Origin of the sequence: Noviherbaspirillum album (genome assembly GCF_035916955.1) — a bacterium.
Lineage (GTDB): Bacteria > Pseudomonadota > Gammaproteobacteria > Burkholderiales > Burkholderiaceae_D > Noviherbaspirillum > Noviherbaspirillum album.
This window is the reverse complement of record NZ_JAWIIV010000002.1, coordinates 59,466-71,712: the sequence shown is the minus strand read 5'-3', so window position 1 is coordinate 71,712 and position 12,247 is coordinate 59,466. Positions and strand designations below refer to the sequence as shown.

General features: G+C 56.2%; 14 protein-coding genes. 1 reads left to right on the top strand and 13 read right to left on the bottom strand.

The annotated features are described in order from the left end of the window. Positions 1-19 precede the first annotated feature (19 nt). On the top strand, positions 20-436 hold the full coding sequence (cueR, locus tag RY831_RS03155; RefSeq protein WP_326505177.1) for a Cu(I)-responsive transcriptional regulator: 417 nt from the start codon (positions 20-22) through the stop codon (positions 434-436). Between the two features lie 114 nt (positions 437-550). Here the strand turns inward: cueR and RY831_RS03150 are convergent, their stop codons facing one another. From RY831_RS03150 to RY831_RS03090, 13 genes are all read right to left on the bottom strand, one after another. Next, positions 551-1,066: a protein-disulfide reductase DsbD N-terminal domain-containing protein gene (locus RY831_RS03150; protein WP_326504882.1), complete on the bottom strand. Its 516-nt coding sequence runs from the start codon at positions 1,064-1,066 to the stop codon at positions 551-553. Between the two features lie 68 nt (positions 1,067-1,134). Continuing rightward, positions 1,135-2,475, bottom strand: a complete 1,341-nt coding sequence (locus RY831_RS03145; RefSeq protein ID WP_326504881.1) for a hypothetical protein — start codon at positions 2,473-2,475, stop codon at positions 1,135-1,137. Positions 2,476-2,520: 45 nt separating this feature from the next. After that, a complete protein-coding gene (locus tag RY831_RS03140) occupies positions 2,521-4,911 on the bottom strand; it encodes a heavy metal translocating P-type ATPase (protein ID WP_326504880.1) in 2,391 nt (796 codons plus the stop codon). Between the two features lie 286 nt (positions 4,912-5,197). Continuing rightward, positions 5,198-5,518, bottom strand: a complete 321-nt coding sequence (locus RY831_RS03135) for a hypothetical protein (RefSeq protein ID WP_326504879.1) — start codon at positions 5,516-5,518, stop codon at positions 5,198-5,200. 130 nt (positions 5,519-5,648) lie between these two features. After that, a complete protein-coding gene (gene fdx, locus RY831_RS03130) occupies positions 5,649-5,987 on the bottom strand; it encodes an ISC system 2Fe-2S type ferredoxin (RefSeq protein ID WP_326504878.1) in 339 nt (112 codons plus the stop codon). A 52-nt stretch (positions 5,988-6,039) separates the two neighbouring features. Beyond that, positions 6,040-6,318, bottom strand: coding sequence for a heavy-metal-associated domain-containing protein (locus RY831_RS03125; RefSeq protein ID WP_326504877.1), 279 nt, complete (start codon positions 6,316-6,318; stop codon positions 6,040-6,042). A gap of 18 nt (positions 6,319-6,336) precedes the next feature. Further along, positions 6,337-7,083: a DUF305 domain-containing protein gene (locus RY831_RS03120; RefSeq protein ID WP_326504876.1), complete on the bottom strand. Its 747-nt coding sequence runs from the start codon at positions 7,081-7,083 to the stop codon at positions 6,337-6,339. Between the two features lie 91 nt (positions 7,084-7,174). Beyond that, positions 7,175-7,807 carry a DUF305 domain-containing protein gene (locus RY831_RS03115; RefSeq protein WP_326504875.1) on the bottom strand — a complete coding sequence of 211 codons (633 nt, stop codon included), beginning with the start codon at positions 7,805-7,807 and terminating at the stop codon, positions 7,175-7,177. A gap of 231 nt (positions 7,808-8,038) precedes the next feature. Next, positions 8,039-8,386, bottom strand: a complete 348-nt coding sequence (locus RY831_RS03110; RefSeq protein WP_326504874.1) for a copper-binding protein — start codon at positions 8,384-8,386, stop codon at positions 8,039-8,041. Between the two features lie 22 nt (positions 8,387-8,408). Then, positions 8,409-8,852, bottom strand: a complete 444-nt coding sequence (locus RY831_RS03105; RefSeq protein WP_326504873.1) for a DUF411 domain-containing protein — start codon at positions 8,850-8,852, stop codon at positions 8,409-8,411. 2 nt (positions 8,853-8,854) lie between these two features. Further along, positions 8,855-9,373 (bottom strand): cupredoxin domain-containing protein, encoded by a 519-nt coding sequence (locus tag RY831_RS03100; RefSeq protein WP_326504872.1) that lies wholly within the window; start codon positions 9,371-9,373, stop codon positions 8,855-8,857. 35 nt (positions 9,374-9,408) lie between these two features. Then, positions 9,409-10,806 carry a multicopper oxidase family protein gene (locus tag RY831_RS03095; RefSeq protein WP_326504871.1) on the bottom strand — a complete coding sequence of 466 codons (1,398 nt, stop codon included), beginning with the start codon at positions 10,804-10,806 and terminating at the stop codon, positions 9,409-9,411. 13 nt (positions 10,807-10,819) lie between these two features. Next, on the bottom strand, positions 10,820-12,238 hold the full coding sequence (locus RY831_RS03090) for a TolC family protein (RefSeq protein WP_326504870.1): 1,419 nt from the start codon (positions 12,236-12,238) through the stop codon (positions 10,820-10,822). Between the last annotated feature and the right edge of the window lie 9 nt (positions 12,239-12,247).

The following is a 12,247-nucleotide window of genomic DNA, read 5'->3' as shown; positions in this document are numbered from 1 at the left end:
GGAAATAGAGGTGCATGCGATGAACATTGGGGAAGCTTCAAAAGCATCAGGAGTCAGTGCGAAGCTGATCCGATATTACGAAAGTATCGAGCTGATACCTCCAAGTGAGCGTACCGACGCAGGGTACCGTCGCTACACGGCGAATGACGTTCAGGTACTGCGCTTCATCAAGCGGTCCCGTGACCTTGGCTTTTCGATTGAACGCATCAAATCTCTGCTTGCGCTCTGGGACGACCGATCACGCAAGAGCGCGGAAGTCAAGAAGCTCGCCCGCCACTACATTGCGGAACTGGACCAGGATATCGAGAAACTGCAATCGATCCGAAGCCAGTTGCAGCATTTGGTTGAACACTGCCATGGAGATCATCGGCCGGACTGCCCAATTATTGAGGATCTTGCAGCGCCCCATTGGACGCCGCTTCCGAAACACCATTGATCCCGGCACTGGACAATCATTGTTGTCCCCGATTTGCTGGCTAGAGAAGCGAAAGGTAGGGCATCAGTGGAAGTGCAACTGCCAATGACCCCTCCTGCAACGGTTGCAGCGGTTTTACGGTAGGGTCAGGCTGACTTCCTTGTCGATGGGAGGGTAGCAGACTCCGGTCTTTTCGTTACAACCTTGGTATCCGGCTACCAGCGTCAGAGATTTCGCCGATGGCGCGCGGTCAAGGATGATTTCCGCCTGTGTCGGTCTCTCATAGGTTTCCATCCTGCCAAATGTGGGATCGTTCTTCACTTTCCCCGCTGGTAGCTTTACGGCTCTAATCGCTATACCCTTTGTATTCTTGAGCGCAAATCGGATTCGGTCCCGGTAGAGATAGTAGCCTGGAGCCGGTATCAATTCGGCAATCAGGGTGGTAGGGCCCGATACGGTGACTTTCAGCTGGAACGCCTTGTCAGGTTCGAGTAATTCCTCTTCTTTCGAGCTGGAGAACAAGCCCCCAAGCCGCTTCTGTACGTCCGCAGCAATTGATTGCTGGGCGAGACTATGCGATGCGGGCAGGAAGGTGACGAAGGAAAGAAACGCCGCATGCAGCCAGCGTTTGTTAGAGAGACGTAATGTCATCGTGTGTCAATCCAGATAGTGTGTACGGCGGACCTCAGGGTCAAGTGAAAGCATCAAGGACACCCCCGTCAGCAGCGGCTTTTGGCACAGCATGAAGCAGTTTGTGTCGACGCGTCAGCGCCCGACGGGGTCTCTCTGGCGACATCCAGCTCGGCGAGGCGATAGACCGGTGCAAATCCACCCCCTGGCGTACGGAAGTTTGTCGTTTGCCCTTGATACATGCGGGCTGCCATCCATGATATCTGCCCCTGATAGACGTAGCAGCGGATGTCAAATTTTAAGGATTCTACCTTGTCATCCGTCGGCGAAATGCGCTCACCCGGCGCCATGATGCGCTGAGCAACATAGTCACCCGCCAGAATGTCATGCCAGACGCGCTTGGTCAGCTTATCCCCGCGGTAAGCGGCACGACTGCCATAACCAGCGGACGGCTTAAAGAAAAGTTGACGGCGTTCTGCCCATAGGCGGTCGGCATGCGCCGGCATGACCTCCTCTGTTTTAAGGATATACTGCAATAACACGTCTTGCACTTCAGGAGGAACGCCGATGCTCGTCAGCCAATTAGCGTCGCTCAGGAGGGCCAGATTGCGCTTGTCAGCGTAGAGCGCGTGCGCTTGGGGGTGTGGGGTAAGGACCATGGCGTTTTGCAGATAGGCAGTTCGCAAGACCCCGCTTTCCGGGGCCTCCAGCATAAAGTCGGTCAACCGGTTATACACCAGGTCGACCGGCAAGTCGCCATGCATTAGCTTTCCATCACGAAGAATGAAGTCCGATGGCTCGGCAAGAATGGTCTTGATGCCATTGCGTTCGAACATCCTCTGGAATAGTAGGAATTCCGGATACAGGTACTGTTGGTGCAAATCTTTGTCAACAATAGCGAGGGTGCGCAACGGCTGTGCACGTTGCGAGCCGGCCCATTCCATGCGGAACATGTCGATCATGGATTGTTCCAGCGCCGCTGCCTGGTCTGTTGCTAATGCCATCGCCACATGATCGAGGCAACAACTGTGGTGTGCTCGCGCCATGACGGCATTGAGCATGGCTCCGCCGGCGTTCGTATTGATCTCGATGACACCAATCCGATCATCTGCGACGTGGAAGTCATAGCCGTAAAACACTCCGGTTGCACCACCGGGGTCATGGCGGGCGATATCGGGAGCATGCGCCAGCACATGCTCCCGAAAGCTGGGCAACGCGACCACGGTTTCCACTGCGGCGATGACGGCCGCCATAGTCGCCGCCTGCTTCTCCGAAATGAAAACGGGACGCGCTGAAAACAGGTAAGGGCAGCGCTCTTCAACCAAGGAAATTAGGTCGGGCGAGTCCAATTCCGAGATCAATGCCTGTTTCAACCCATCGGCATCGAGACTCACGCAAAAGCAATGACGATTTAACTGTTCACTAATCAATTGACTGCCTTTTCTACTCATTCATGGGTAATGATGGGACAACTGTCAATGCTGTCCTACCTGCGTTCCGGCGCCGCGTAAGCGTAATGCATTGGCAATAACGGAGACGGAGCTCAAGCTCATCGCGAGCGCCGCAATCATCGGAGACAACAACTGTCCCGTGAATGGGTAGAGCAGGCCAGCCGCCAGCGGGATGCCCATTGCGTTATAGATAAACGCAAAGCCCAGGTTCTGCCGCATATTTCTTACCGTGTCAACCGAGAGCACCCGCGCCCGGACGATCGCGCGCAGGTCGCCCTTGACCAGGGTGACATGGGCACTATTGATGGCAACGTCGGTCCCGGTTCCCATCGCAATGCCGACATTCGACTTCGCGAGCGCTGGTGCGTCGTTAATGCCGTCACCGGCCATCGCAACGCGTCTTCCTTCCGATTGGAACCGTTCCACCAGGGTCAGCTTGTCTTGTGGCTTGACTTCGCCATGGACCTCATCGATGCCAAGGCGTCTTGCAACCGACTTAGCCGTGGTCACACCATCACCGGTAGCCATCACCACCCTCAATCCGGCTGCCTTCAACGCGTCAACGGCTTCCGGTGTCGTCGCCTTGACCGGGTCTGACACCGCGAGCAATCCAACGAGTCGGCCATCGGCGGCAAGGTACATCACGCTGGCGCCTTCGTTGCGAAGCGCTTCGGCGCGGTCACCAAGAATACGCCAGTCGACGTTTTCCTGGTCCATCAGTGCCGTATTGCCTAATGCAAGGCGTCGTCCGGCGACTTGTCCGCGCACGCCTATTCCGCTCGACGATTCGAACGTTTCCGGCTTGTCCAGCGTCAGGCGGCGGCGGCGGGCTTCATCGACGATGGCGTGTGCCAGTGGATGTTCGCTTCCCTGGTCAATACTGGCGGCAATCTGCAGGACATCGGTATCGGTAAAGCCGGGAGCGGCGACGACCTGGTCGAAGGCCGGCTTGCCCTCTGTTAAGGTACCGGTTTTATCAACGATCAGCGTATCAATCTTGCGCATTTCCTCGATGGCCGCCGCATCCCGGAACAGGATGCCTTGCGTCGCGGCCCGACCGGTGGACGCCATAATGGACATCGGCGTGGCCAGTCCTAGCGCACAGGGACACGCAATGATGAGCACCGCGACCGCGTTGACAAAGCCATAGACCCAACTTGGTTCAGGCCCAAAGTAGCCCCAACCGAGCAATGTCAGGATAGCAATGCCGACCACGACAACGACGAAATAGCCAGCCACCACATCGGCGAGGCGCTGCATCGGTGCGCGCGATCGCTGGGCGTTGGCAACCATTTGCACAATCTGCGACAGCATGGTTTGCGAGCCAACCTTTTCTGCACGCATGACAAGACTGCCGCTGGTGTTAATGGTGGCGCCAATGAGCTTGTCACCCGCGCGCTTGGTCACGGGCCCCGGTTCGCCGGTCAACATCGATTCATCCAGTGCGCTTTCTCCCTCCTGCACTTCACCGTCGACGGGCACTTTTTCACCTGGACGCACGCGAAGCAGATCGCCGATATGTACATGGGCCAGCGGTACATCTTCCTCGGTGCCATCGGCGCGGATCCGCCGCGCGGTTTTCGGTGCGAGGCCAAGAAGCGACTTGATTGCTGCTGAGGTTTGCGAACGCGCGCGCAGCTCGAGGATCTGGCCCAGCAGCGTCAGGGAGATAATGACGGCGGCGGCTTCATAATATACGCCGACCCGCCCATGCATCTGGAATGTAGGCGGGAACAGTTCGGGCGCAATGGTCGCTACCACGCTATAGGCATAGGCCGCCCCGGTCCCGGTACCAATCAGGGTCCACATGTTCGGGCTGCGGTTTGCGAGCGATTGGCCCCACCGCACAAAAAACGGCCATCCGGCGTACAGGACCACTGGCGTACTGAGAACCAACTCGATCCAGCTTTGAGCGGGCAAACCTTGCGAAAAGATCCTGTGGCCGAACATCGCCAGTACGGTGACAATGACGGTCAGCGGCAGGGTCCACCAGAAGCGCCGACGAAAGTCGACAAGCTCCGGATTGTCTCCTTCCTCCAGGGACGGCATCATCGGTTCAAGTGCCATGCCACATTTGGGACAATTGCCGGGCGCTGGCTGCCGGATCTCCGGATGCATCGGACAGGTATAGATTGTCCCATCCGCCAATGGCTGTGCAGGTTCGGTTTTCTCCTGTTTCACATACGCAAGGGGATTGCCCTTAAACTTCTCCATGCATTTGGCACTGCAGAAATGATAGGCCGTTCCCTGATACTCGATCGTCTTGTCCGGATTGGCACTTACCTTCATCCCGCACACCGGGTCCGTGAATGGCTTCTCCGCGTTGACCGTCGAGACGGCGTCATCCTGTCCATGATGGTGCCCATGGTGACCGTGATGATCATGCTGATGGTGTCTGTCGGACTGTCTATTCATGGCCCCTCCTGTCAAACGGTGTTATTGGCGATCGAATAAATTACGGTTGTTGCCGGTAGCACTTGCGTTGCCGACAATGATGCATCCGTACCGTTCCAGCCGTTTCCTGGCGTTGCCGACGGTAAGGAGAGCCGCCGCGAGCGCGAGAGGACTCAGGTTTGCCGGCATTGCGCCCGGTATTGGCTTGCCGCATGTGGCATGGGGCGAGGCTACGACATGACAGTCCCGGGCATGCTAGCCTTCCGGGTACTAGGCACATTGGCATCCGCGGAAGGTACGGTCGCGGCTACTTACACTTGTCATCCATCATGGCCATGTGCTTTCTCCGCATTTCCGGCGACATGGATTTCATGTGCTCGTTCATCATGGCGTCCCGCTCCTCAGGAGTTTTCTTTGCCATCATGTTGTGATGCATCGTGCACATGGACTTCATATCCATCTGCCCCATCATTTCCGTGTGGCCGGCGTGCCCGGCAGAGCCGCCTTGGGACGCCTGATGGCCACCGCTGCCAGCAGCGTTCGGTTTATTTGGCGAGGCACAGGCCGCCAGGAAGCCGATCAGCATTGTCGGAACAAGATGGCGCACAATCTTCAGGTCAACATTCATGATGAAAGTCCTTAGTAAGTGGAGAATGGGCACTACGAAGTCAATCGTATGAAATAGCGCCTCCAATTTTCATGACCTAGGTCAACTTTTCCCGGAAGTGCATCCCATCTCAGCCCTTGTCGCACCCGTGCTATTCATTTTCCTTCGCATGGTTGACTGAATACCTGGGAATTTCGATCACAACGTCTTGCGAGTCCAGTCGGGCTTGGCAGGACAGACGCGACTGCTGTTCAAGCCCCCATGCCTGGTCAAGCATGTCTTCTTCGTTGTCGTCCAATAAATTAAGTGAATCGAATCCCTGCCGCACGATGACATGGCACGTGGTGCATGCGCCGACCTTGCCGCAGGCATGTTCAATGTCAACACCATGGTCGAGCAAGGCGTCACAAATGGACGTGCCGCCGACCGCTTCTAACGTTGCGCCGTCGGGCGCGTATTCGGGGTGGGGATATACCTTGATTGTAGGCATGCCGGACCTCTGTTGGCGGCACATGGTGGAGCGAAAAACACTCCACCATGGCCTACATGGTTGCGCTTGCAACGACTGGATAGCCAGCATCTGCAATGGCCGACGTCACCTTCTCGAGCGCGACGCTCGTGTCAATGCGGACCTTTTTCGCTTTCAGATCGACATCAACCTTTGCATTGCTGTCGACTGCGCGAACCGATCGGGTAACGCTGTTGGCGCATCCACCGCAGGTCATCCCTTCCACTTGAAGCTCATACATCGTGTTATCTCCATGTTGAATGAGATACCACTGTAGACCTTCCAGCGATAGGAAGGTCAAGTACTTTTTCAAGGGATTCAGGACATCGGGCTATTGCCTTGTCGATGTCGCGGTTGCGCTTGCTTGCACCCGTGCACCGGTAGTGGGTTGATAGTCACAGATCGAGAACTGCTTGCACAGCATATCCCGCATATCGTTGATTTCCCTCACCTGGCCTTGAACGATGCCTTCGCAATATTCCTTGAGCTCGTGGTGGTCAATATCGCGCTTTACTTGGCAGTCAAGGCTGGGGTGCAATGCTGCATAATGGTGGTTGCTAAAGAGTTGGAGGAAAGCCTGTTCGAACTGTGCACCGCCCGCGGTTTGTTCAAGAACCTGGATCAGTTGTTGTCCGTCGGTACGTACCGTGGGGGTATGGGTGGCACCGTACCAGTCTTTGAGCAACTTTTGTGCTTTCAGGATTTCTTCCCGCTGCATGCGGTTGGCCATGCGCGCCATCGACTTGATGTCTTCCATCCCTGCCTTGGGTGGAGTGGCGGCCGTACCCGGCGTTGGAGAAGTACCTTCCTGCGGATTGTTGACGGCCGGGTCGCGCTGGAGATCGGTGCCAGCGGCAAGCTCCGTCATGCGCAAGGCGGAGTAATGATGGTCGATGATGAAAGACAGATAGTCACGTTCAAACTGTGCGGTCTGCCCACGTCCAGGCCCGTCGGCCTGCGCAGGCGCCATCGCCAGTGCCACACTGGCCAGTGCCGTAAGCGCTATGCCCTTGATAAAGCGGCCCCCGCGAGGGCGTTGTTGAGGGCTGTTCGAATCCTGGTTGCGTTCATAAGCCATGGTGCAATTCCTTTGAAATGAGAGTCAAAACGATGCGGCCCAGGTCCTCCTTGAGCGTTTGACGCAGCTTTGTAGCTGCTCTTCTCCTGAATCACTTACCGGCGAGCTTCCATTCCTGCTTCCATTTCGACAATTGAGCGACTTCCTTCTTTTGTTCGGCGACGATCTTTTTGGCGAGGTCTTTCACTTCTTTGCGTTGCGCCTTGCTGGCGGCAGTTTGCGCCATTTTGATCGCGCCTTGATGATGGCGGCTCATGCTGTCAATGAACATTGAATCGAAGGTTTCGCCATTCGCCGCTTCCAGTTTCTCCATCGACATGCCCTTCATTGACTCCATCATGCCGGGCATCTTCATATTTAGCGCGTCGCCTTTGTCGGCGTACCACTCCTGCTTCCACTCCTTGATTTGCGCGATATCCTTTTCGTTAGACTCGATCATTTTCTTGGACATCTGTTTAAGTTCATCATGTGACGATCGCTTCTCGACAAGTTGCGCCATCTCGATGGCCATTTGATGATGTGCCGACATTGTGTCTAGGAACTGCAGATCGAATGGCGCTTTTTCGGCGCCGGGCGAGCTTTGCATCGCTGCATGATTCATTTGGCCGCCTGAATGCTGTCCGCCATGCATGCCCGCATGTGATGGCTCTTTCTTTTGCGAATAGGCAGGGGCGCTGAATGCCAGAGTGGTTGCAGCGATTGTGACGAGAGAAGCGAAACGCATAGATCCTCCTTGTACAAGATGTGAGATTCGACCGAAGTGCAAAATCGATAACATCTCGTAGGAGTACACACGACAAAATTTGTTCTCAGTTTGTCTAGTGTTTAAGCTTCTTTATTAAATCAATTTGGAGGGGATGTGAGGGCAACGGACGTGCACATGCCTGGATTGATCGATCCATTCACATGCACCAACGGAGGGATGCATTTGGATCCCTCCGCGTGACAAACGGCTTTACTGCTTGGCTTCGATTTGTGTCACTGTGAATTGGCCTCCTACTTTCTCGGCTACAAAGCTCACCTTGTCACCGGCCTTGACTTTGTCGAGCATGGCGGGATCCTTGACCTGGAACACCATCGTCATCGCAGGCATATCCAGGTTCTTCAATTCCCCATGCTTGATGGTGATTTTCTTGGCATCTTTGTCGACCTTCCGGATTTCACCTTCCGACATCGCATCGGAAGCCGCAGACGAGGCGCCCGACGAAGACGCCTGCGCTGCCGCATCCGAAGCGGCATATAGGCTGAACGGCGCAGTGGCCAGCACAGCGGTGAGAACAGCCAGATTCGCTATTTTCTTCATGGTACGTTCCTTTCGGAGTTCATCAGTTGTAATGCTTGTACACCGTGTAGCGTCCGTTAGCTTGCACCAGCAGGACGTCGTACGGATCCTTGCGCGGGCCTTCCATGCCGGGTGAGCCCAACGGCATGGCTGGAACCGCCAAACCCTTTGCGGTGGGCTTTTCCGCAACCAGTCGTTTGATTTCAGCTGCCGGCACGTGGCCTTCCAGCGCATAGCCGCCGACCAGGCCGGTATGGCATGACCCCAGGTCCTGAGGTATGCCGAACTTCTCCCGGTAGTCGGACGGGTTTGCAACATTCTGGGCCTTGACTGTAAGGCCGTTCGCCTGCAGGTGCTTCACCCATTCCGAGCAGCAGCCACAGCTCTCGCTCTTGTAGACTTCGACCACGGGGGAGGCGGCCGACACACCGAGATGCGCTGTGAGCAAACCCACCAACGCGGCCTTCAACATCAAGTGCCTTTTCATGTTTATCCTTTCGTTACTTTGATCTTCCCGATCATGCCGGCTTCGAAATGACCGGGAATCAGGCAGGCGTAATAGAAGTCGCCCGCCTTGGTGAACTGCCAAACCATTTCTTCCTTTTTGCTGGGGCCAACATGTGACATATAGGGTTCATCATGTTCCATACCCGGATTTTTCTTCATCAAATCGCCGTGCTTTTTCAGCTCGTCCATGGTGCCAAGCACCATCTCGTGCATGATCTTTCCCTTGTTGGCGACCACGAACTTGATCGTCTCGCCTTCCTTGACGGTGATGTCTGACGGGCCAAAACGCATCGTGTCGTTCATGTCGATGGTGATGGTACGAGAGACTTTCTTCGGGTCTCCCTGTTTTCCAAACGCATGCTCTTCCGTCGAGATGGGCGCGTTGGCATTGGGCTTTTTATGGGTTTCATCACCATGCGCATAGGCGATGGATGCGCCCGCCGACATGACGAGAGCCAGGAATGCTGCGGATACGGCGTTGATTGTGATTTGCTTATTCATCTGGTTTCCCTTGTATTGGAGTTTGGTAGATCGCTTTAGTGGTGGCCGCCGTTGCCGGATGGCTTACGTACGGTCATTTCAATGTTGGCGGTCTTGTTTGCCGACGGCATGGATTGCCCGCCCGCTGAGCCGCTGCGTGTGGGCGCAGGTGTTTCACCCTTCCACTCGTACGCAACGGTGCCTGCCGGGTGTTTGTACCAGCCCGGGTCCTTGTAGTCGCCCGGTTTCTGGTCTTTGCGGACCTTCACGACGGTAAACATGCCGCCCATCTCGACTCCGCCGAACGGCCCCTGACCGCTCATCATTGGGAGGGTGTTATCCGGGATGGGCATTTGCATCTCGCCCATGTCAGCCATGCCGCGCTCGCCCATGACCATGTAATCCGGTACCAGCTTGTTGATCTTCTGCGCAACACCGCGATGGTCGGCACCAATCATCGTCGGCACTTCATGCCCCATTGCATTCATCGTATGGTGCGATTTGTGGCAGTGAAACGCCCAGTCTCCAAGGTCCGTCGCATCAAACTCGATTGCGCGCATCTGGCCGACCGCGACATCGGCCGTCACTTCCGGCCAGCGGGATTCAGGACGGGTCCATCCCCCGTCAGTGCCTGTCACGACGAATTCATGGCCGTGCAAGTGAATCGGATGGTTCGTCATCGTGAGGTTGCCGAAGCGAATACGTACGCGGTCACCCTGACGCACATTCATCGAGTCGATGCCTGGGAAGACACGGCTATTGAAAGTGAACAGGTTGAAGTCTGTCATCGTGCTGGTCCGTGGCGTGTAGCTGCCCGGCTCAATGTCATAGTTACTGAGCAAGAAGACGAAGTCACGATCCACTTTCATGAAATTCTGGTTCTTAGGGTGGGTTACCCAGAAGCCCATCATGCCCATCGCCATTTGCACCATCTCGTCCGCATGCGGGTGATACATGAAGGTGCCCGGCCTTTTCGCCTCGAATTCATAGACAAAGGTTTTGCCGGACGGGATGCCAGGCTGGTTCAATCCTGTCACGCCATCCATTCCATTGGGCAGACGCTGGCCATGCCAGTGGATGCTGGTGTGCTCTGGCAGCTTGTTGGTGACAAAGATGCGTACGCGATCACCTTCAACGACTTCGATCGTCGGCCCGGGCGACTGGCCGTTATATCCCCACAGGTTAGCTTTCATACCCGGTGCCAGTTCACGAACGACCGGTTCAGCAACCAGGTGAAATTCCTTGACGCCATTGTTCATGCGCCAGGGAAGCGACCAGCCATTCAGCGTCACAACCGGGTTATAGGGGCGGCCATTGGGTGGTGCCAACGGTGCTTGTGTGGCCGCACCTTCCATGATCGGTGCCTCGGGCAGCGATGCTGCACCGACGCGGCTGACTACACCGGCGCCGACCAATGCAGTGGCGCCCCTGAAAAAATCTCTACGCGATACCATGACTAATCCTCGTTTAATGTTCAGCGGCCCCAGCCTCAGCGGGAGCAGAGCTGGAAATCTGTACGCTGCTGCCACCCGTTCCATTGATCGCGGCCTGCAGGTCCGTTTCCGCGATCCAGAAATCACGCTGCGCTTCGATAGCGGCATTGACGCTGCTTACCTGGTCGCGGGCATCTGTCAGTAGTTCAAAGACGCTTGCCAGCATCCCGTTGTACCGAAGCAGTACCTCGTCCGAAATCTTCTTGCGCAGCGGGACGACCTCGGTTTGATAATGCCTGGCTAGGTCATACGTTGTGCGGTAAGCGGAGTACGCCTCCCTTACTTGCGAACGTGCCCGGATGGCCAGATCGGCAGTGCGATTTACCGATTGCATGTACATCGCTTCTGCACGTGCCGTGCGCGCGCCGCTCCAGTCAAAGATTGGCAGTTCCAGTTCGATTTCATAGCCATTGGCCCGGGGTTCACCAGTCTCGCTGGTGTTGGCGTAACCGGCATCCAGCACATTGATGAAGCGAGTCGCCTTGGTCAATCCCAGCGCTCTTGCCGTGGCTTGGGCATCGGACTTGGCCATTTGTACGTCAAGCCGCTGTGACATGGCCAGTTGCTCCACATTAGCCATGTCGTTAGGCGCCTTCGGCAAGTCGGGCAGCCGGTCAGGGAGCTTGAATGAAGCATTAACGCCCCACAGACCCAGTAGGCGCGTCAGTTGCTCGCGAGCTGCAGTGGCGTTATGGCGTGCCCTGGCAACTTGAGCAGTAGCATCCGCAAAGAACACCTGTTCGCGTGCCTGATCTAGCTTGCTGACGTTGCCCACCCTGGCCAGGCGTTGGGACATCTCTGCGCCGGCATCGGCTGCCCCTTGCACCTGCTCCATGTAGAGCGCGGTTTGCTGCGCGGCGACGGCATTGAAGTAAGCACGGCGCGTGTCGGCGGCCAGCTGTACGGCTTGCGACGCTGTTTGCAACTTGGCTTGTTCGAAACGGCGCTTTTCAATACCGCTGCGAATTGGCATCGTCACTAATCCGATCAAATCGAACATGACACTACGCTCGATCTCGACATCATCGCCGCCGCGCATGCGACCAAAGGAGAAACTCGGGTTGCGCAAGCGTCCGGCCTGGACCAGGTCCGCTTCGGCCACGCCCAGTTCAGCAAAGGATACCTGCAGGCCCTTATTATTAAGCAATGCGATCTGCACTGCGGTATCCGGCGTCAACGGTTTCTGCAGCAACTGCCGTACCGTGTCCGATGTCGTGTTGGCCTCAGCACTAGGCTTTGAAAACTGAATTGCCTGACCGGTACGCTCCTTGGTCATGGTCGAGACCGAATCCAGCCCACCATCGTTCGAGAACGTGGCGCAACCGGTCAGAAAAACGGTCAGTACGGCCATTGCCAGTGTTGAACGGCGGGGAAATTGATATTGTTGGCTCATCGATTCTCC

Excerpts from the sequence above, each read along its gene's own strand:
- cueR (WP_326505177.1), top strand. The coding sequence starts at position 20 with ATGAACATTGGGGAAGCTTCAAAAGCATCAGGAGTCAGTGCGAAGCTG.
- RY831_RS03150 (WP_326504882.1), bottom strand. The coding sequence starts at position 1,066 with ATGACATTACGTCTCTCTAACAAACGCTGGCTGCATGCGGCGTTTCTT.
- RY831_RS03140 (WP_326504880.1), bottom strand. The coding sequence starts at position 4,911 with ATGAATAGACAGTCCGACAGACACCATCAGCATGATCATCACGGTCAC.
- RY831_RS03135 (WP_326504879.1), bottom strand. The coding sequence starts at position 5,518 with ATGAATGTTGACCTGAAGATTGTGCGCCATCTTGTTCCGACAATGCTG.
- fdx (WP_326504878.1), bottom strand. The coding sequence starts at position 5,987 with ATGCCTACAATCAAGGTATATCCCCACCCCGAATACGCGCCCGACGGC.
- RY831_RS03120 (WP_326504876.1), bottom strand. The coding sequence starts at position 7,083 with ATGGCTTATGAACGCAACCAGGATTCGAACAGCCCTCAACAACGCCCT.
- RY831_RS03115 (WP_326504875.1), bottom strand. The coding sequence starts at position 7,807 with ATGCGTTTCGCTTCTCTCGTCACAATCGCTGCAACCACTCTGGCATTC.
- RY831_RS03110 (WP_326504874.1), bottom strand. The coding sequence starts at position 8,386 with ATGAAGAAAATAGCGAATCTGGCTGTTCTCACCGCTGTGCTGGCCACT.
- RY831_RS03105 (WP_326504873.1), bottom strand. The coding sequence starts at position 8,852 with ATGAAAAGGCACTTGATGTTGAAGGCCGCGTTGGTGGGTTTGCTCACA.
- RY831_RS03100 (WP_326504872.1), bottom strand. The coding sequence starts at position 9,373 with ATGAATAAGCAAATCACAATCAACGCCGTATCCGCAGCATTCCTGGCT.
- RY831_RS03095 (WP_326504871.1), bottom strand. The coding sequence starts at position 10,806 with ATGGTATCGCGTAGAGATTTTTTCAGGGGCGCCACTGCATTGGTCGGC.
- RY831_RS03090 (WP_326504870.1), bottom strand. The coding sequence starts at position 12,238 with ATGAGCCAACAATATCAATTTCCCCGCCGTTCAACACTGGCAATGGCC.